Genomic DNA, 21,607 nt, shown 5'->3' on the forward strand with positions numbered 1-21,607 from the left:
ATTTATTGCCAACAGAAGAGGTAAGTAAAAATACTAATAGGAGTTTAGACTAACCGCGCCCTAAAGCGCGGTTAGTCTAAACTCCAGAAAGTAATGTGTTCGGCGATTAGAGATATCACCCAACGCAGGCAGGTAGAAGAAGCACTCCTCCAGAGCGAAGCGCGACTCAGACTAGCCTTAGAAGCTGCCGGTATGGGTACGTGGGATTGGAACATATTAACTAACGAAGTGATGTATTCCGAGCAACTGAGGCAGATGTTCGGTCTCCCCCCAGGAAGCGATCGTCTCACTCAGGAAGCCTTTCTTGATGCGGTTCATCCTGAAGACCGCAAATATGTTTCCCAAACTATCGCTAGAGCGCTGGGGAAAGGGGTAGAATACGCGCTAGAATTTAGAGTCATTTGTCCGGATGGGACAGTGTATTGGATAGGCAACAAAGGCCAAGTTTACTATGATGAAAACGGCAAACCCATCCGGACGATCGGTGTAGCGATGGATATTACCTCGCGCAAGCAAGCAGAAGCAGATCTGCGAGAAAGCGAAGAACGCTGGCAACTAGCTTTGCGCGGCAACAATGATGGCATTTGGGACTGGAACGTTAAAACAAATGAAGTTTTCTTTTCTGGTCGGTGGAAGTCAATGCTCGGTTATGAAGATTCGGAAATAGCAAACCATTTAGATGAATGGGCAAAACGAGTTCATTTAGACGATATTCACTCAGCGACAGCAGCAATTAAAGACCATTTTGCCAAAAAAACACCCTTTTATATTTCCGAACATCGCGTTTTGTGCAAAGACGGAACGTACAAATGGATTTTGGATCGCGGTCAAGCACTTTGGGATGAAGAGGGAAACCCTATCCGAATGACAGGTTCTCATACTGATATTACAGAGCGCAAACGCTCAGAAGAGGAACTGCGCTGGAAAGCAGCTTTGCTGCGATCGATGACTGCGGCTTCACCGTTGGCGTTTTACGTTGTCGATAATTGCAACGATGCTATTCTTTATTTCAATCATCGCTTTTGCCAAATTTGGGGGATCGAACACCTAGAAGAACAAATGCAGCGAGGCGAACTTAAAAGCAACGATATTATTGCCCATTGCCTGCCTGCGGTGCTGGATGTGCAGCCATTTACGGAGTTCTGCAAACCACTTCAGAGCGAGGAAAACCGAGCTGTTGTTGAAGATGAAATTGCTTTTATTGATGGGCGAATCATCCGTCGCTTTTCCGCCCAAATTCGCGACGAGTCGGATCGCTACTTCGGTCGTCTCTATATTTTTGAAGATGTCACTCAACGCAAGCAGATCGAAGAAGCACTCTACCAAGCTAACGAACAACTGAAAGCTTCCGTAGATCGACTCGAACAACGCAATCAAGAGATTGTTCAACTAGGCGAACTGAGCGACGTTTTGCAAGCGTGCTTGACAGTAGAAGAAGCTTACAGTGCGATCGCGAAATTGGTGGAACCCCTCTTCCCTAATATGACTGGTGGCATCTTTATCACCAGTCCTTCGAGAAAACTCGTCGAGATGGTTGCTAGCTGGGGCACATCGCTTGTCAGCCAACAGATGTTCTTACCCAATGAATGCTGGGCTTTGCGGCGCGGTAGAGAACATTTGGTTGCAGACGCTCACAGCGGTTTGCTGTGCAAACATATTCACTCCCACCCAGCTGAATCCCTGTGTGTCCCTATGATGGCGCAGGGAGAAGCGATCGGTATGCTGCATTTGAGTACGCAAGAGGAAGGACAGCTCACACAAGCCAAACAGATATTAGCGCGTACAGTATCGGAACATATCGCGATGGCATTGGCGAATTTAAAATTGCGCGAAACTCTACAACACCAGAGTATTCGCGACGCCCTGACGGGTCTTTTCAATCGGCGTTACCTGGAAGAATCTCTAGAGAGAGAAATACATCGATCTAAACGCAAGCAGCAATCTCTAGGAATTATAATGCTCGACGTTGACCACTTTAAGCAATTTAACGACACATTCGGTCATGATGCCGGCGATGCGGTGCTGCGGGAATTGGGTTTATTGTTGCAAAAACACATTCGCGCTTCCGATATTGCCTGTCGTTACGGGGGCGAAGAGTTAACTGTGATTTTGCCGGAAACTTCTTTAGAAGATACCAAAAAGCGAGCCGAACAACTGCGGCTAGCAGTTAAGCACCTTTCCGTGCAACATCACGGTCAGTTGTTGGGTGCGATTACATTCTCGCTGGGGGTAGCAGTTTTTCCAGATTGCGGTAACACCGGAGAGGAAATTATTCAGGCGGCAGATGCCGCTTTGTATCGCGCCAAAAAACAGGGGCGCGATCGCGTGGTAACAGCCGTCTAACCTAATGCCCCCCCTGGGGATGCTAACCTAGTAAAACAGCAGTGACGCTTTCCGGGGACTCAAAGCCTAAAGACAAAGGAATGCCCCAGCTTGCCACTCTGCTTTTGACATCACTCCCCAGGAGGAATGAACGTGGTTGCCACCCCAGAAAAAATACAACAACAGACACCACAACAATCCAGCAGTAACGATCGCGTTGCCGTGTTACTGATGGGTTACGGCGAAGTAGAAAGTTACGAAGACTTCGCCAACTACAACGAACAGGCGCTGAATTTACTCACGGCAAAGTTTGCGCCTGTGCCAACCTGGATTTACCCGCCGCTGGCTAAAATTCTGGCGATGTTTGACTTACACGAGTGGAGTCACCAACACAATCACTTTATTTCGCCGCACAACGCTATCTTTGAAAAGCAACGTGCTGGGATTGAAAAGCACCTGCAAGAAAAATGGGGCGATCGCATCCAAGTCTTCAAAGCCTTCAACTTCTGCGCTCCCTTCCTCCCCGAACAAGTCCTCACAGAAATCAAAACACAAGGATTTGACAAAATACTCATCTATCCCCTGCTGGTTGTAGACTCTATCTTCACTAGCGGTATCGCCGTCGAGCAAGTTAATAAAGCCCTTGTCAATCTTGCTGACAGCGACGAACATTGGGTTAAAGGTGTGCGTTACATTCCCTCTTTCTATAACGAACCGGCTTACATCGATTTGATGGCTCGTCTGGTAGAGGAAAAAATAGCCGCCGAACTAGCCGAAGCTTACCTACCATCTCAAATCGGCATCATCTTAATGAATCACGGTTGTCCCCATAAAGCCAAAGGATTTACATCAGGCATTACGGAAAGTCAGGCACTTTACGAATTAGTTCGGGAAAAGCTAATTAATAAGTATCCTCTGATTTCTGTGGGTTGGCTCAACCACTGGAGTTTAGACTAACCGCGCTTTAGGGCGCGGTTAGTCTAAACTCCTATTAGTATTTTTACTTACCTCTTCTGTTGGCAATAAATCAAAGTAAAAAGGTGAAAAAACGGTCGTACAAGTGTACTAATGACACAGGTACGACCTTTTGGTAGAAGCTTAAAGTTGTACCACCAACCAGCATCTACCTATGATTCAAGCTGACAAACTAAAAGCTTTTCGTCAAGCCGCTTATCAACATCTCACGAGAGCCAAAGATGCCACCTTTGAGTTAACTGATGCCATCTTGCTCACCCGTCATGCTTACTCTTTGGCAGACCTGTCATTATCGCCAGTATTTCGACGCAGTTGGCCAAGTATCTATGAAGCTTTACAAGATTGTAGGCCACAACGCAACAAGCTGATGCGACTGTACATCCAACAGATGCCAAAAGATGCACGCCCCATATTAGCAGGTGACCACACAAATTGGTCACGACCAGATGCTCACACACTGCAAGAAAGAACGATTGAACACCAAGCAACTGCCGTTTATGGGAATCGACCGATTACCCTTGGTCAGGGATATAGTACTTTAGCTTGGATACCAGAGGCGGAAGGTAGTTGGGCACTACCGTTAAGACATGAACGGATTACCAGTTGGGAAAATCCCATCGATAAAGCAGTATGGCAACTCAAACAAGCCTGTAAATATTTACCCCAAAGGCCGATTTCTTTGTGGGATAGCGAATATGGATGTGCCCCTTTTATCCTCAAAACAGCTTTGATTCCCGCAGACAAATTAATCCGACTTCGTTCTAATTTATGTTTATGGGCTACACCACCAGTTTATGGTGGTAAGGGTCGTCCTCGCCTACATGGAGATAAGTTTAAACTTAATGATTCCACCACTTGGACACAAGCAATTGAAATAGTAGAATTAGAGCATCCTCAATTAGGACAATTACGAATTAGTTTGTGGAAAGACTTACATTTCCGAGCTTCTCCACACCAACCGATGCAACTGATTAGAGTCGAGCGGCTTGACCAATTGTACTCTTGGAAAATGCCATCGCCTTTATGGTTGATTTGGATAGGCGAACAAATGCCACCATTAACTGAAATCTGGCAGTTGTACTTACGACGCTTTGGAGTTGACCATTGGTATCGTTTGGCCAAACAACGTCTTCATTGGACTTTACCGAAGTTGAGTACACCCAAGCAATGTGAGCGATGGAGTGATTTGATGCCAATGATTACTTGGGAACTTTGGTTGGCACGCGAAATAGTCCAAGATAGACCTTTACCTTGGCAAAAACGGTTGACCAAATTAACTCCTGGTCGCGTCGCCCAAGCTATGCCTGGGCTTTTAGCGGCGATTGGTACACCTGCTGATTCTCCTAAACTCCGTGGAAAATCTCCCGGCTGGCCTACCGGACAACAAAGGCCACCTCGTACTCGTTATCCCATTGTTAAAAAAGGCTTTTCTCGAACCAAAAAAAGCTCGAAAACTTAACTTTTTTCGCTCTTAAATCCTGATTTAATCGCTCTTTCTGACTCAGCTAGAAGCTGAGGGGTTTTGGATTGCTAGGAGTTTAGACTAACCGCGCCTTAAAGCGCGGTTAGTCTAAACTCCAGTTTTTAGGAAGCATCTTCCTACTTAATAACACAAAATTAACTGGAGAAATTCCCACATGACTAAGATTTTAATCGTTACCACTAGCCACGATCGCTTCGGTGCAGATAATTCCCATCCGACGGGAGTTTGGCTAGAATAATTTGCAGTTCCTTATCTAGAATTTCTGCAAAACGGAGTCGAGATGACCGTAACCAATTACCACCAATTTTTGAGCATAGTACTGAAGAAATTGTCCCAGCCAAAACAATTGCTGAATTTCCCGTTAATACTTTTTTAGAAAATATTGCCATTAATGCTGAGGGGAAATTTTTTATTACCAGTTACGAGTCAGGCCAGATTTATCAATTGACAGCTAATGGTGAATCCAGTCTGTTGGCGACAATTGATGGAAATGCTGCTGGTATTGCCTTGGCTCCTGATGGTAATTTACTGGTAGCAGGGAATAATGGCAAAACTCCTGCTGTTTTTCGCATCAGTCGGGATGGCGCAATCGAGATTTTGGTGACAATTACCGATGCTATATTCTTAAATGGGATGACTTATTTAACAGGCGATCGCTATTTAATTGCTGACTCCTACAAAGGCGCAATCTGGGAAGTTAACATCGCCGAAAAAACTGCTAACATTTGGTTGCAGCACGAACGATTAGCGCGAGGAAATCCCAAGCATCCTTTCCCCGCAGTTAACGGACTGAAAATTTACGGTAATGCCCTCTACGCTTCTAATACTCAGCGCCAACATTTAGTGCGGATTCCACTGTTAGATAATTATGCACCAGTCACACCAGAGTTATTTATAACTAACGTTAACATTGATGATTTCGCTTTCGATGCGAGTGGCAATTTGTACGGCACAACTCACGTTTATAACAGCGTCGTGCGAATTTCAATTGATGGGAAAGTAACGACTATTGCTAAAGCAGAACAGGGGATGACTGGCAGCACGGCTTTAGCATTTGGACGCACCGAAAGCGATCGTGCGGCAATTTACGTCACTACTAATGGTGGCATGAGTCTGCCTCCTACCACTGGAGTTGGCAAGGCGTTAGTAGTGCGCCTTGAGGTAGGTATTGAAGGATTGGTAATGCAGCCATAAGGAAACCGATGCAACTGAATGTTACTTCCACCCAAATTTATGGAACTTTCAAAACAGGGGTCGGATCGGACAGCGCTTGGTTATTGACGGTATCCATCACCAAGCCGGGCCAACTGGATGGCTGCCAATCGTACAGTCCGGGACTGGCCCAACTTCTAGCGCGATCGGCGTTCCTACTCCTGGAAATCCCGATTTGCGAGGTGTTGTCGAAGAACCGCTCTCCCTTACCGACTTCGTGCGAGTTTTGACCGAACGCGGGGAGACAATACCGCGATCGATTTTTACTGTGATGTCGCTAGACTACTACATTTTGCGGGCATCTTTATTTCGCACGGGGGCAAGTGGAACTCAGGATTTACCCCTACCGGATGCAGCCAGAATTTATGATGTTGCCGGAGGCGCTCATGCCATTATTCCCGCACCAGGTTGTCTGCGCGATCGCGGTAAACTGGACTGGCGACCGATCGTGCGTGCGGTACTGCTGCATTTGGATCGCTGGGTAAAGGATAATGTTGCCCCACCACCAAATCAGTTGATGCCACTAGCTGCCAATCCAGATAATTCTTCGGTTTTACAAGCTCCGGTTCACCTTCCTACAGCAGTTGTTCAAATTCCCAAACTGGATATTGATGGCAATCCCATTGGCGGTATTCGATTACCGGATTTGGCAGTTCCTCTGGGTACTCATGGCAGTCCCAACGCACCGGAAAGCGACTTTAGCTGTTTTATTAGCGGGTCTTTTGTGCCATTCGCTGGGAGTGTTACTGAACGTCTGGCCAATGGTGACGATCGGCTTTCTTTACAAGAACGTTATGCCGATCCCCAACAGTACCTCTCTCTCCTGAGCGATGCAGCTAACCAACTGGTTAAAGAGGGTTTTTTGCTAGATGACGATCGACTGATGATTTTGAGCGATCGCCATTGGACATGATTTTTGCAATAGTTTTTACGGCAAACGGAGCTCATCGTTAGCCTTAAAACCCAGAAGCTGGAAGTCAAAAAAATTATACTTCTAGTAATCTTTAAGGGTCAAGCTTTGCTATTCACCAGAATAAATTTAATAAAGTTATAAGCAGTACATTGCCTATCCCTAAGTAACAAACGTGAGCGGTAGCATAAGCACAAATTCTGTCCCTTGTCCTAACTCAGAGATCGCTTCAATTTTACCCCTGTGCTTTTTAACGATTTGATAGGAAATCGACAGCCCCAAACCAGTACCTTTGCCAATTGGTTTCGTGGTGAAGAAAGGGTCAAATAGCTTGGCGATGACTTCTGATGGAATTCCCGGCCCATTATCCCGAATTCCTACTCGGACATAGTTACAATCTACCTTTTCTGTCCGAATTATAATCGTTGGCGAAAAGTTCTCTTTTGCCTGTTGTTTTGAGTTTTGTGGTTCTGACAAGGCATCAATAGCATTAGCCAGTATATTTAAAAATACCTGGTTCAATTGTGCTGGGTAACACTCAACTAAAGGTAGATCGCCATACTCTTTAATAACCTGAATACCTCGTTTCAAACGATTATTTAAAATTAATAACGTATTTTCGATTCCCTCATGAATATTAACTAGCTTCATCTCAGATTCATCCAGACGAGAAAAGTTTCGCAATGATAACACAATTGCTCTAATCCGCTCAGAGCCTACCTTCATCGATAACAGAATTTTTGGTAGATCGTCTATTAAAAAGTCTATATCTATCTCTTCAATTTTCTCTTGAATTGTAGGAATTGGCTCGGGGTAATGCTGTTGATATAAATAAATTAATTCCAGCAAATTGTCAATATAATTACTAGCGTGTTTGAGGTTGCCATAGATAAAGTTGACAGGGTTGTTAATTTCATGAGCGATGCCAGCAACCAGCTGTCCCAAACTCGACATTTTTTCAGTTTGAATAAGTTGAGCTTGGGTTTGTTGAAGTTCTTGGAGCGTGTTTGTCAGTTCTTGCGTCCGTTCTTCTACTCGCTTTTCTAGTGTTTGACGAGCTAATTCTAGTTCGTGGGTATATTCTCCGATCCATTGCACTAGCTGATTTAAGGAAGTTGCTAATAACCCTACTTCATCGTCTGTTGTAACTGGACTGCGAAGAGCAAAATTGGACTCCAAAACGATCGCTCTGGCAACTTGAGTTACCGCTTCTAAGGGACGAGCGATCGCACGACTGGTAATGAGTGCTAACGCTACGGCGATCGCCATTGACAGCAACATACTTGTCACAATAATTTGTCGCCTCAATAACTCGGCTTGTTCGAGCCGAGCGTTGGCGAAGCTCTGTTGGCTTGCGGCGATTTCTTTGAGTTTAGTTAAACTCTCTGAAAGTCGATCGAACTTAACACTTAGTTCTGTGGCTCTTTTGCTTCTGATAAAAGTCAATATTTGTTGCTGCGCTACTTGAATTTGTCCTGCTTGCAAGTTAGGTGGATCGATTTGTTGCCACAGAGATTTAATTAACTGGTTGTATGATTCAATATTAACTTCGTAATCTTTCAATAAAGCTGTTAAATCATCAGATTTTATTGCTAAGTTAATAGGACGGCTATTTAAAAAAGATTCAAATTCCGATAACAGTACCTTAACTCGCTCCACATCTCCCAAAAATTTGGCACTTTCGTAGTCAAACCAGATTGACTCTCCCAGTATCGTTACAAGCTTCTGGGGATGCGATCGCACTACGCCAACCGCATTTTCTAAATCGCTGAGGAGATGCTGCTGCCGATCGGCGATCTTTAATTGCTCTCTAGCCTGGTTTTGGTAGTAATCTCCAATTACTAGCCCAACAGTTGTTCCTAAAACCGCTATTCCAATAGCCAAGGAATAGCCATAGCCAATTTTTTTGGCTATACTCAAGCGAGGAATAATATGTTTGATAGCATCTTTGGTTAATAAAGAGTTCAAACTCAGCACGTTCTCCTAACCTACGCTTAATAGTTAGCTATCTACTGGATAAAATTCCCCTGTCCGATCGTTTTGTAAACTTCACGAACCATGTTGTAATCAGAATCATTTGCCGGAACTAATTTAGAACCTTTATATTTCCCCTCCGCAACCGACAAAAGACTTTGCAGCAACTTGTCTTTATTTTTAACCATCCGATCGCTAATTTCTGCAACCAAGTCATAATTTAACTTGCTATTGACAACAAATAGATCGTCGGGTAGAAGCGGCCCTTTTGCTATTATTGGCAATGTATTCTCAGACAAACCTTCATCCTGGAGAAATTTTTCACACTTCACGGCAGACCCTCCCCAAGCATCAACCTCGCCTTTCCTTAAGGCTGGTAGTCCCTTACTTCCCAACATCAATATCTTGAGGTCGGATTTAGGATTCAATCCAGCATCAATCAATAGTTTTGTTGGGCCGAGATGACCGCTAGTAGAACCTATCTCCCACATAGCAATTTTTTTACCTTTTAATTCCTTGACAGAACCAATCTTGCTGTTTGCTGAAACACAAATGACTGTGCGATAGTTTGGTCGGGTGATGCCAATCACAGGAACTGCATTTGTCCTGGCACGCATAACCACATATTCTGAAGGCCCAGTGAGAACGAAGTCCACCCGATCTGACTGTAATGCTGCTGCTGCTGCCACATAGCTTTCCACAGGAACAAACTCAATTTTCTTTTCTAATACCTGCTCTAGTGCTATCCGTAATTCTCCATAATCGCGCTCTAATTCTTCAAGGTTTTGAGCATCTGTGACTGTAAATCGAAGCTTTTGTAGGTAATTTCCCGTATTCTCATTGCTAACTCTACCATTAGAGGTTTTTGTGGCTGTACAGCCTGCAATTAAGAATAAGCAGTAATAGAAAAAGTGGCGACGTTTCATAATTTTTAACATGACTTGTTATAGAGGAAAGGATAGTAAATATGGAAATTATTATGAATTATAGCAATTTTTTTAAAGCAGACGAGCTTGAATTTTTCGCTTAAGATATAGATGAGCTTTAGCTTATATCAGCGGCTTTCTAAATATTAGTTCAAAATTTAACCTACTTTTAAACAGTTTATTACTAAAAGATAACCATATTTTAACAAAATGAAGCAGAGAAAGTTAGTTTACCAATCATTTAGATATCGATTTTAATTTGGATTCTCTTAATCTTAATTTGTATAGATTTAATGAATCTTCATATTCTTTAGATAAATATGATAATTTTAAATATAATTTTGTAAAATCTGAGACTATTGGTAGATGAAAAAGTGAAAATTAAAAACAGAAATTTTTGTTGCCGATGACAGGCAAAAAAGTTCACAAGATTACTAAAGGGAGCATTTCATGTCCGTATTGCTGAACGAGCTGAAGGTAAATCCGCCTGGAACAGACGATTATTACGAATATATAGAACTAAAAGGGCTAGCCAACGAAGCGTTGACAAATTTATACTTGGTGGCGATCGATGGAGATTTGGGCGATCGCGGCAAAGCCAAATACGTACTGAGCCTTGGTTCTCAAACTCTGGGCAGCAATGGATTTGCGATCGTTCAAAATGGGGGTTATACAGTTCCCGCTGCTACCAGAGTCATCACCGACACCCGGCTGAGCGGTTCTGGCGCTCTGGAAAACGGCTCTAATTCTTTCCTACTCATCAACAGTTCGATCTCTATTAACCAAAGCACAGATTACGACATCAATGATGATGGCATCTTGGAACTGCCAACAGGTGCCACCATAGTCGATGCTGTGGGATGGTCGGATGGCGACAGCGGCGACCTCGTTTACGGAGGCGTTTCGCTCACTCAAAGTTCTGGCACCCCAGACGCCGCCACCCGCTTTCAAACAAATAATACCGCTAATTCTGCTGCCGCTTGGTACAATGGCGACCTATCGGGAACAACAGCTAATTCTCTAACCTACGATCTGGCTACAGTTAGCGCCAACTTTCCCACAGGCGGCGCTTTAAGTCCGGGGAATTTAAGTTTTCCAAACCTTGCTCCTACTATTAGTGTTATTGCGCCTTTATCGGGTGTAATTGGCGATTCGACAAATCCCGGCGTTTCGTTTACCGTTAGTGATGCCGAAACCAACGCTAGCGCTCTAACTGTAACGGCTACCAGCAATAATGGCACAGTTGTTTCCAATGGCAACATCACGGTGACTGCGGGAACGGGGGGAAATCGGACTTTAAATCTCAACCCGCTAGGTGTTGGTTATGCCGATATTACCGTAACCGTAAGCGATGGTTCTGCCACAACACAAACAATCCTCAAATATGCCGCTTCCGCCGGAGGTGGTGGCAATACGCGATTCCATACTGGTGCAAGCGATGCCTCAACTGCGATCGCTCTAGATTCCAATATCATGCTCGTTGCTGACGACGAAGATCAAAAACTGCGTCTGTACGATCGCAATAACTCTGGCTTACCCATCAATCAATTTGATTTTACTTCTTCGTTAGGTTTAACAGATATTTCTGGCGGCGTACCGAGAGAAGTTGATATTGAAGGCTCTACCCGCGTCGGAAATCGCATTTTTTGGATCGGCTCTCACAGTAATTCCGGTACTGGCGGTTCGCTTCGTCCTAACCGCAACCGCATATTTGCTACGGATATTTCTGGTAGCGGTACTAGCACTACATTAAGCTACGTAGGTCGCTACGACAATTTGCGGACGGATTTGATTAACTGGGATAGCAATAATATTCACGGCAAAGGTGCTAATTATTACGGACTAGCTGCCAGTGCTGCCGTTGGCAAAATACCCGAAGCTAGCGATAGTTCTGGCTTCAATATTGAAGGTTTAGCAATGGCACCGGGAAGCACTACAACTGCCTATGTTTCCTTTCGAGCGCCGATCGAACCTACCAGTGTCCGCACTAATGCGTTGATCGTTCCGGTGACTAATTTTGATACTTTAGCAATGAGCTCCGGTGCAGCGGGTTCAGCCACATTTGGAGCGCCGATCGAACTCGATTTAGGAGGACGCGGTATTCGCAGCATTGAAGGTAACGGTAATGGATTTTTGATTGTTGCGGGTGCTGCTTTCAGTCCAGCCGGAGAAGCACCGAACGATTTCAGGCTGTACACTTGGAGCGGCGATCCCTCAGATGCACCGCAAATGCGAGATACCAATTTGACTGGGATGAATCCAGAGGGAATTGTCGAATTACCCAGCGGTTCAATTAATGCCTCCAATCAAATTCAATTAATTAGCGACAATGGCGATAATGTCTGGTACAACGATGGAATTGCTGCCAAAGATTTGACAGAAGATAATTTCCAGAAATTCCGCAGCGATTGGGTGACGTTGGGAAATATTGTCGCCTCTCCATTAATTAATGAAGTAAATGTCAATCCGCCTGGAACGGATAGCAATTACGAATACATCGAACTCAAAGGATTAGCCAAGCAATCGTTAGCTAATTTGTATTTGGTAGCTGTTAGCGGCAATAACGGCGAACGCGGCTTAGCTAAATTTGTGAAAAACTTAAATTCGCAAAGTTTTGGCAGTAACGGATTACTGGCAATTCAGAATGGTGGCTATACAGTTCCTACTGGTACTACTGTTGTCACCGATACTCGACTGAGCGGAATGGGATTTCTGGATAATGCCACTAACTCATTCCTGTTAATTAACAGTCCGACTGCGCTTACCGAAAACACTGACTACGACTCTGATAATGATGGTGTTTTAGAACTGCCAACAGGTGCCAAGATTATGGATGCTGTGGGGTGGTCCGATGGCGATAGCGGCGATCTCGTTTATGGGGGAGTTTCCCTCACTCAAAGTTCTGGCACGCCAGATGCAGCAACTCGTTTGCCGACAAATAGTACTCCCAATTCAGCTGCGGCTTGGTACAATGGCGATCTATCGGGTTCGGCTAATTCGGTTACTTACTCTAGCAGCCAAGTTAGCTCGAATTTTCCGACTGGAGGAGCTTTGACGCCTGGGGATGTAAATGTTCCTAATACCAGTGGCACTAGCAGTAACGATACTCTGACTGGAAATTCGCAGAATAACGTTCTGGTGGGACGCGCAGGTAATGATGTCCTACAGGGATTGGGAGGTAATGACTTTTTAGATGGTGGTGATGGGAACGATACTTTGTATGGAAATCAAGGTGCAGATAGCTTGATTGGCGGTGCGGGTGTCGATAAATTCGTATTGGCTGCTGGGGAAGGAACTGATTATATCTACGATTTCGTGGATGGAACGGATTTAATTGGTTTAGCTAATGGTTTAACTTTTAACCAATTAGAAATTACTCAAGATGGCACTGCTACGCGAATTAGTCTTGCCAGCAATCATCAAATTTTAGGATTTTTGTTGGGCATACAAGTTAGTGCGAGCGGCGCAGCAGACTTTACATCATAAATTTGGCTGTGCTAAAACCTGATGTAGAAGATATTCAATACATCAGGCTTTAAACCTTGTCTATTAGATTTAATCGGATTAGCTGGTGGTTTGACGTTTGAACAGTTGTCGATCGCTCAAGAAGGCAACACCACTTTGATTCGTTTAACTAACAGTAATAATGAAATCATTGTTTCACTTATTGGAGGGCAAGCTGCTAACATTAACGCAGCAGATTTTGTTATTAGGTAATCCAATTTTCAATTCATCATCGAAATGGTTTAGTTAAGTAAAAACCCTAGCTGAACTATTTCGAGATGAACTTTAAAAAAGCAGCCAGTCGTTCCCTTATACTTCTTGCCTGGAAATAGAAATATTCTCTCTAAACTAAATCTGGCGGCGATAGTTAGTAGATTCTATGTAAAGATTCGATAAAGTTTACATAAAAGCTTTAATCCTTAGCCTCTACTTAACGTAGCAGTGAGAAATTAGTTTTAGGGATCCGAAATTTCACGCAACCCAACCGTAACTTTACGGTATTTTTGTGCTTGCATAGTGGTTTTTCCACGCCATGAGTAATTTTGCGGATATCCTTGGCGATCGCGCGGAGCGCAGCACTGGAAGCGATCGCGAGTTTTTGACTCAATCAATTTTATTTCACTCAACTTGAATCTATGTCTACCACTTTAATTCCGGGTGATATCGCCATTGTCGCTAGCAACTTCTGCTGCTACGTCTGCATACTGGGATAAGTAAAAGTCGGTATTAAAAAATGCACTATGATCTCGTTTTTCAAATTGTCCAAATTTTGTAAAGTGTTCAAATCCACTACCAACAACGCGATTGGTAACTGCCTGTGCTACGTCTGGGTTAAGTGTAAGGTAGTATTGTTCATCAAACAGTTTTCCGATGTCCAGCATAACTCCTCAGTTTCTAACAAAAATTTAATTACCAATCAAAGGCGTGCAAATTACACCCTGCTAGTAACAGAGAATGTTTTGGTTTTAATCTTACTTGCGTTAGTATACATATAACTGTGCCTTAAATATATATCGCAGGTTAGAAAAATCAATACTTTTTGGTTATAAAATAACAATAAATTTAAAATTAAATTAACCCTTTATTAAGGTCTAATTAACCAAGGCATTTAGATAGGGACAATAAAAATAAAAGAATATTTCTTAACCATCTCTTTAATAAAATGGATGCGCTTTTTAATCTTTAACAGTTAAACTCAGGCGTGATAAGAAACACAAAACCGAAGAGAAACGGACAGGAAAGGCTACGTCAAGAAAGAGGTAAGGGCTATGAGTCCCAAAATCATTTTGATTTCGCTCGACGGTGCAACAGCATCGATAGTCAGTTCATACCTCGATAACGGCGTACTGGAAGCAAACAAAGGTTTGGGTTTGCTTAGAAGCAAAGGCGTAGCAGCAGCAAACGAGACAATTACGCCATCGCTAACCGCTCCCAGCCATATTGCGATCGCTACAGGTTCTACAGCAGCCAACAACGACATCAACGCCAACAGTTTTCACCTAGTCGCCAGTCCCTTCAACCAAAATGTCAGCGGTTTTGTAGCACCGATCGGCGGCTACTCGGTTGGTATTGATGGCCCTGTTGAAAGCGAAGATCCTACAGCCGAACCATTATGGCTCGACTTGCGAGCAGCTGGTAAAAAAGTTGTCACCGCTACCTTTCCCGGCGGTGATGGAATCGATATCCGGCTTAACCCGAACGATCCGAACAGCCCCATCCTGCAATCAAAAGAAGCCAGAACTGTAGACTACACAGTACCTTTTGGTGCATTTGGCGGTGTGGGGGCAAAAGGATTTAACCTTAGTGCTGCTGATTTCGCTCCTGCTTCTGGGGCAATTGTTAAGCAACTCACTGCCGCAGGTAAAGCATCTTTCAGCCCCATTCTTCAAACCAAAACCTCTCTAGACCGATTTAGCGTTGCTGGCATTAACTACGATATTCAAGTTGCAGCTTTAGACACTACTAACGATAACCAAATTAATTACGCTACTTTAGCAATTTTTGATGTTAATTCCGGCATTAAACCTACCCCTTTTAACCTTCCTGCAACTGGCCCTGCTTATATTAAAGCTGGCGATAATACTTCTAAACCCTTTTATTTAGAAGGCACTCCTAACAAAGCCGGAACAGCTTTTTATGTGAGTAATTTAGCACCCGATCTTTCTACTGTGCGAATTGCTCGTTATTCAGTTAACTTTATCCCACGCCCTGCCAATAATCCCGCCGTGCTAGCCAATGTAGATGATATTAATAATAACGTTGGCTTCTGGCTACCGCAAGCAGATTTTCGCATTCCCGAACGGCTAAGTCCAGGCTTCGAGCAATTTTCCGATGCCGAACTCGAAGCTATTTATGCAGATCAAGTACGTACTTTCATCGATTATCAAACTCGGTTAGCTCTGCGAGCAATTCAACAAAATCCAAATGCCGATTTGGTAATGACTTATTTCGAGCAACCAGACGGTTCACAGCATCAATTTCTGCTTACCGATCCTCGCCAACCAACTGATTTCAAAGATCCTTATTCTATCGGTTCCGGTCAAGACCCACAAAAAATCGCTCGTTACCAAAAATACGTACAGACAGCTTACAAAGCAGCTAACGATGCAGTTCAGAAAATTATCGATGCTGTGGGAACTGATGCTGCTGGCGTTCCCAACAGTAATATTATGGTCGTTTCCGATCACGGTTTTGCACCATTCCACACGGCAGTCAGTATTAATAATATTTTGAAAAATGCTGGCTTCGATTCCAGCAAAGTCCGGGCGGTTAGTAGTGGGCCAGCAGTTAATATTTATATTAATTTGCAAGGACGAGAACCAAACGGTACGGTTACTTCTTCTGAGTACGTCCAATTGCAACAACAAGTAGCGGAAACTCTTAAAAGGATTGTAGATACTAATTCTAATTACGTACAGACAACGACAAATATTTTCGATAAAGTTTACACGAGGCCAGTACCTCCTAACCCTACAAGTGCAGACATTATTAATGCAAAAAGCGAATTTATCGGTCAAGATAGCGGCGATGTTTTTGCACTTTTGAAGTTGGGATATAACTTCGATGGAATTCAGAATCCCTTAGTACGACGCAAAGATGATTTTGGCGCAGATAATCCTATTTTTTCAGTGCCTAACTTTTATGGAGCGCACGGTTACGATCCGACGCTGAATGAAATGAAGGCAATTTTTTACGCCGCAGGGCCAGATATTGCTAAAGTAAATCCCGGACAGGTTCGTAATATCGATGTTGCACCCACAATTAATCAATTGTTGAGTGTTAATTCTGCTCCCACAGTACAAGGAAACCCGATTAATATTCAACCGAAAACTATGACAGAATTGAAAGGATTTGCACTTTTACCCGCCGATACTTTTGCTGGTGGCCCACCATCAGGAGCGAAAGCACCCGACTTAGGTGGCCCCTTCCCCGGACAACCAGTTCAAGGATTTAGTGGCGTGCAATTTGCAGATAAAGATTCCTACTGGTTTATGCCAGATAATGGTTTTGGATCTAAAGCAAATAGTCCGGATTTTCTGTTGCGGATGTATCGCCTTTCTCCTGGTTTTAAGGGGGTAGGAAATGGTGATGGTAAAGTAAAGATTGAAGAATTTATTTCTTTTTCCGATCCAGATAAGAAAATCCCTTTCCAAATTGTGAATGAAGGAACGCCGCAGCGGTTATTAACTGGTGCTGATTTCGATATCGAATCTTTTGTTTTTGCCAAAGATGGCACGATTTGGATCGGTGATGAATTAGGGCCGTATTTGTTACATTTTGATAATACGGGGAAACTATTAGAAGCGCCAATTGCTACGCCTAAATTTGAAAATGTTAATACTTTAACTGGGGAAATACCAATTGTCATTGGACATCGGGGTGCTAGCGGTTATCGACCAGAGCATACTTTGGCGTCTTATGAATTAGCGATCGATATGGGTGCTGACTATATCGAACCAGATTTAGTTTCTACCAAAGATGGTGTTTTGGTCGCTCGTCACGAAAATGATATTACTGGTACTACGGATGTTGCTAACCGCCCAGAATTTGCCGATCGCAAAACAACAAAAGTAGTAGATGGTCAATCAATTACGGGTTGGTTTACTGAAGATTTTACCCTAGCAGAATTGAAAACTTTGCGGGCGAAGGAACGTTTATCTTTCCGCGACCAAAGTTTTAACGGTCAGTTTCAAATTCCGACTCTGCAAGAAGTAATCGATTTAGCCAAACGGAAGAGTACAGAAAAAGGCAGAACGATCGGTATTTATCCTGAAACAAAACACCCGACTTATTTTCAATCTATTGGATTACCTTTAGAAGATCGCTTAGTAGATATTCTCAACAAGAATGGTTATACGGGGCCAGATGCACCCGTGTATATCCAGTCATTTGAAGTTAGCAACCTAAAATATTTAAATACGAAGACTGATGTACCTTTAGTTCAATTACTCGATGCTACAGATGTAGGGCCAGATGGCAAATTAATTGAAACCAAACCTTACGACTTTGTTGTTAGCGGCGACCCCCGTACTTATGGGGATTTAAGAACGCCTCAAGGATTAACAGAAATTGCTACGTATGCCGATGGAATTGGCCCTTGGAAGCGGATGATCGTGTCTGTTGATGCTAACAACAAAACGCTAACTCCTACTACTTTAGTGCCAGATGCTCATGCAGCAGTTTTACTGGTTCATCCTTATACTTTCCGCAATGAACCTACTTATTTAGCAACTGATTATAATAACAGTCCACAAGCGGAATACGACCAGTTTTATAAGTTGGGAGTAGATGGATTATTTAGCGATTTTTCCGATACTGCTGTTAAGGAACGCCAGCAATTGTTGGTTTCAGATTTAGTGCGATCTCCTGACAATTCCGATGTATTATCCGGTAAAGCAACTGCCAATCTCGGACGTTCCAGAGGTTACGAAGGATTAGCAATCAATCCCCAGAAAACTAAATTATACGCTCTCTTAGAAGGCCCGGTAACTGGCGATCCTCCAGATACCCTACGTATTAATGAATTCGATTTACAGAAACATCAATTCAGAGGAGCAGTTGGACGCTATCGCCTAGAAGCGGCAGGTAATTCGATCGGAGATTTCACGGTTATTAATGAAAACGAATACCTCGTTATCGAACGCGATCAAAATCAAGGAGATGCGGCGCGACTCAAGAAAATTTTCAAGATCGATCTCTCGAACAAAGATGCCAATGGTTATGTAGCGAAAGAAGAAGTAGCCGACTTACTAAATATTAAAGATCCGAACGACTTAAACGGTGATGGCAGTACCACTTTTCGCTTTCCTTTCGTTACTATTGAAGATGTGTTGGTAGTTGATAGTAATACTCTTTTAGTTGCCAACGATAATAATTATAAAGGTGGTACTGGTCGTCCGCCAGGGCCAGACCAAAATGAATTCTTGCTGCTGAAATTAGATAAATCACTGAATGTAGATTCGCGAGTGGGAGTTGGCGAAGTTCAACAAAGTACAAATAGCGATCGCTCTTTTCAAGGACTATTTGACCCGAAATATTATCTATCAGCTTATCCAGATGTTGCTGATGCGATAGCTAAAGGTTTGTTTAAAAGTGCCTACGACCACTTCATCCAATTTGGTATGGATGAAGGACGCAATCCCAGTTCCCTATTTGGATTGGGATATCTATCAGAAAATCCCGACGTTGCACAAGCAGTTGCTAATGGTCAACTTAAAAGTGGATTCGACCACTTTTTTCGCTTCGGCTATAAGGAACAGCGCAATATTAGTAACCAGTTTCGACAGTTTTTTGATGATAGTTATTATTTGGGTAATAATTCGGATGTGGATGCGGCGGTTAAGGCAGGGAAATACAAAAGCGGGCTGGAACACTACATCAAAGCGGGTTTAGCAGAAGGACGTGCTCCTAGTGCCAATTTTGCCACGTTTAACGATTTTTATTTAGCGTCTAATCCCGACATTGCTCAAGCGGTAAATCAAGGCTTGTTTAAGAGTGGAACGCAACACTTAATACAATATGGATTATTAGAAGGACGCGAACAATTAGCCCAGTTTAATATCATTTTAAATAATTTTAGTGCCGACTTTTATCGCCAGCATTATCAAGATCTCGCAGATGCGGTTACTCAAGGTAAAATCAGCAGTCCGTTAGAACATTTTATTAAGTACGGACTGAATGAAGGTCGAATTCCCAGCGCTAATTTTAATGGCAATTCTTACTTAGGTGAAAACCCAGATGTTGCTTTGGCGATCGCGCAAGGTAAATTTCAAAGTTCCTTTCAACATTACCTGCGTTTTGGTTATAAAGAAGGACGTGCTTCTGACGCAGTTGATTATACCGGAAATACCAGAGGTATAGATGTCAATTTAGCAACGGGGATTGCCAAACAAAATCAAACCACAACCGTACCTTTTGATAATTTACCTGCTCTCGCACAAACAGCAGCAGGTCAAACTATTAATCTAGGTGGGTTTTCTGGATTAACTTATGAAGGAAAAGCTGCTAACGGTAACTTAAAGTTTATCACTCATACCGATCGCGGCCCCAACACCGACCCAATCGATATTAACGGTGTTAGCTCTCGTCCTTTTCCATTACCTAATTTCCAGCCTAGTTGGATACGATTTGAAGTAAATTCAATGACAGGAAGCATAGCTAACTTTCAGCGGATTGGTCTTACCAATAAAGATGGAAAACCTCTAACTGGTCTATCGAACTTACAAGGGACAAGTGGACTTGCTAACAGCGATGAAGTACCTGTAGATGTGTTTGGAAAAACTGTAAATCGCGACCCGTTCGGTGTTGATTTGGAAGGGATTACTCGTGCTGATGATGGCACTTATTGGATGGTGGAAGAATACCGTCCTTCAATCCTACATTTCGATAGCAATGGCAAGTTAATCGAACGCTACGTTCCGCAAGGTGCTAACGCTTCTGGAGTAGTGACAGGTGTAGAAGCATTACCTAGTGTTTACGGTCAACGTCGCAACAACCGAGGGTTTGAAGGCGTTGCTTACCAAAATGGCAAAGTCTACGCTTTTATCCAGAGTGGCATTGATAATCCAGATGTAGCAAATGACAGCAATTCTCGCAATTCTTTGAACTTGAGAATTTTGGAATTTGACCCTAATACTAAAACTACAACGGCTGAATATCTCTATCGGATTGAAAGCTTAAGTAGCGATAAGATTGGCGATGCCGTATCTTTGGGTAATGGCAAATTTTTAGTAGTCGAGCGGGATGATAAATCGGGTGCAGGAGCTTTCAAGAAAGTTTATCAAATTGACCTCAATGGAGCCACAAATTTAAGTAAGGCAGATTTAACTAAATTGCCTGCGAGTAAAACAATTGAAACTGCCACTCTTGATGAGTTAACCGCAGCAGGTATTAAACCAGTTAGCAAACTATTGTACGTCGATCTAATTGCTGCTGGTTACGATCCAGGTGGCGATGCAAAAGTGGAAGGTTTGACTTTAATTGATAATAATACCATCGCTGTCATTAATGACAATGATTTTGGGATCGGTGGAGCAACTTTGGATACCAAAACAGGTCTTTTAAACCCCAGCAATTCTGGCTTGAAACCACTTTGGGGAATCGTTACTAATAGCACCGAACAAAGCAATGTCAGCAATGTTAATAAGATTACTGGCACTGCTTTTAACGATAAGTTAACGGGTAATAGCAGTGCTAATATTATTGAAGGTGGGGGTGGTAAAGATTCGCTTACAAGTGGAGGCGGCGCAGATATTTTCTCCTACACATCCCCCGCTGAAGGCGGCGACACTATCACCGATTTCAGCAGCGACGATAGAATTTATCTGAGTGCGGCTGGATTTGGTGGTGGATTGATTGCTGGTGTAGCTTTAAAAACAACCGCAGCACCTACGGGAGTTTTTGTTAGCGGTAATGCACCATCTGCTCTGGGTACGAGTGCTAATGTTTTATACAATACGACTACTGCTGTTTTGAGTTTCGACCCAGATGGTACGGGATCGCAAACGGCGATCGCGATCGCTACGCTATCAAATAAGTCTGTATTAACGCTAGATCGAATTGCGATCGTTTAGCAGACATTATCATATCCGAGCGAATATTCTAACTAAAAATGGCTAAAACCTTTATTTTGAGAGTATTGCAAGACCGATGTTTCCCAAACTCTTGCGGATACAATGGAAGAAACACCCCACGTCCAGTCAGACAACGCACATAACCCAATCCAAACTTAGTCCGCCTCATGACGAGCGGGCTGTATTGGGCAAAATAAGAACCAAGGTTTGTGCGATCGCTTACTCCCAA

General features: G+C 43.2%; 10 protein-coding genes and 1 pseudogene. 8 read left to right on the plus strand and 3 right to left on the minus strand.

Annotated elements, in window-relative coordinates; translation table 11 throughout:
• Nucleotides 1-93 precede the first annotated feature (93 nt).
• The 5 genes and pseudogenes from H6G03_RS05515 (at nt 94) to H6G03_RS05535 (ending at nt 6,905) form a co-directional block, all read left to right on the plus strand.
• On the plus strand, nt 94-2,343 hold the full coding sequence (locus H6G03_RS05515) for a sensor domain-containing diguanylate cyclase (RefSeq protein WP_190462898.1): 2,250 nt from the start codon (nt 94-96) through the stop codon (nt 2,341-2,343).
• A 132-nt stretch (nt 2,344-2,475) separates the two neighbouring features.
• A pseudogene (locus H6G03_RS05520) lies at nt 2,476-3,264 on the plus strand (ferrochelatase); the annotation flags it as partial.
• Between the two features lie 187 nt (nt 3,265-3,451).
• Complete coding sequence (locus tag H6G03_RS05525; protein WP_199315149.1) at nt 3,452-4,756, plus strand: NF041680 family putative transposase; 1,305 nt, start codon at nt 3,452-3,454, stop codon at nt 4,754-4,756.
• Nucleotides 4,757-5,005: 249 nt separating this feature from the next.
• A complete protein-coding gene (locus H6G03_RS05530) occupies nt 5,006-5,974 on the plus strand; it encodes an SMP-30/gluconolactonase/LRE family protein (protein WP_199315150.1) in 969 nt (322 codons plus the stop codon).
• A 76-nt stretch (nt 5,975-6,050) separates the two neighbouring features.
• On the plus strand, nt 6,051-6,905 hold the full coding sequence (locus H6G03_RS05535) for an alpha/beta hydrolase domain-containing protein (RefSeq protein ID WP_190462899.1): 855 nt from the start codon (nt 6,051-6,053) through the stop codon (nt 6,903-6,905).
• Between the two features lie 159 nt (nt 6,906-7,064).
• On the opposite strand, the gene H6G03_RS05540 is transcribed toward H6G03_RS05535, so the two are convergent.
• Nucleotides 7,065-8,879, minus strand: a complete 1,815-nt coding sequence (locus H6G03_RS05540; protein WP_190462901.1) for an ATP-binding protein — start codon at nt 8,877-8,879, stop codon at nt 7,065-7,067.
• Between the two features lie 32 nt (nt 8,880-8,911).
• The gene (locus H6G03_RS05545; protein ID WP_190462903.1) at nt 8,912-9,802 is read right to left on the minus strand and encodes a PhnD/SsuA/transferrin family substrate-binding protein; all 891 of its coding nucleotides are present in this window, start codon (nt 9,800-9,802) and stop codon (nt 8,912-8,914) included.
• 450 nt (nt 9,803-10,252) lie between these two features.
• Here H6G03_RS05545 and H6G03_RS39120 point away from each other — a divergent pair, with 450 nt between their 5' ends.
• Entirely contained in the window at nt 10,253-13,288 is a 3,036-nt protein-coding gene (locus H6G03_RS39120) for a DUF3616 domain-containing protein (RefSeq protein ID WP_190462905.1), read from the plus strand.
• A gap of 90 nt (nt 13,289-13,378) precedes the next feature.
• Nucleotides 13,379-13,519: a hypothetical protein gene (locus H6G03_RS37510; protein ID WP_206756609.1), complete on the plus strand. Its 141-nt coding sequence runs from the start codon at nt 13,379-13,381 to the stop codon at nt 13,517-13,519.
• A gap of 434 nt (nt 13,520-13,953) precedes the next feature.
• On the opposite strand, the gene H6G03_RS05555 is transcribed toward H6G03_RS37510, so the two are convergent.
• A complete protein-coding gene (locus tag H6G03_RS05555; RefSeq protein WP_190462907.1) occupies nt 13,954-14,187 on the minus strand; it encodes a hypothetical protein in 234 nt (77 codons plus the stop codon).
• 387 nt (nt 14,188-14,574) lie between these two features.
• Here H6G03_RS05555 and H6G03_RS37180 point away from each other — a divergent pair, with 387 nt between their 5' ends.
• Nucleotides 14,575-21,378 carry an esterase-like activity of phytase family protein gene (locus tag H6G03_RS37180; RefSeq protein ID WP_199315151.1) on the plus strand — a complete coding sequence of 2,268 codons (6,804 nt, stop codon included), beginning with the start codon at nt 14,575-14,577 and terminating at the stop codon, nt 21,376-21,378.
• The last annotated feature ends 229 nt before the right edge of the window (nt 21,379-21,607 follow it).

Origin of the sequence: Aerosakkonema funiforme FACHB-1375 (assembly GCF_014696265.1) — a bacterium.
Lineage (GTDB): Bacteria > Cyanobacteriota > Cyanobacteriia > Cyanobacteriales > Aerosakkonemataceae > Aerosakkonema > Aerosakkonema funiforme_A.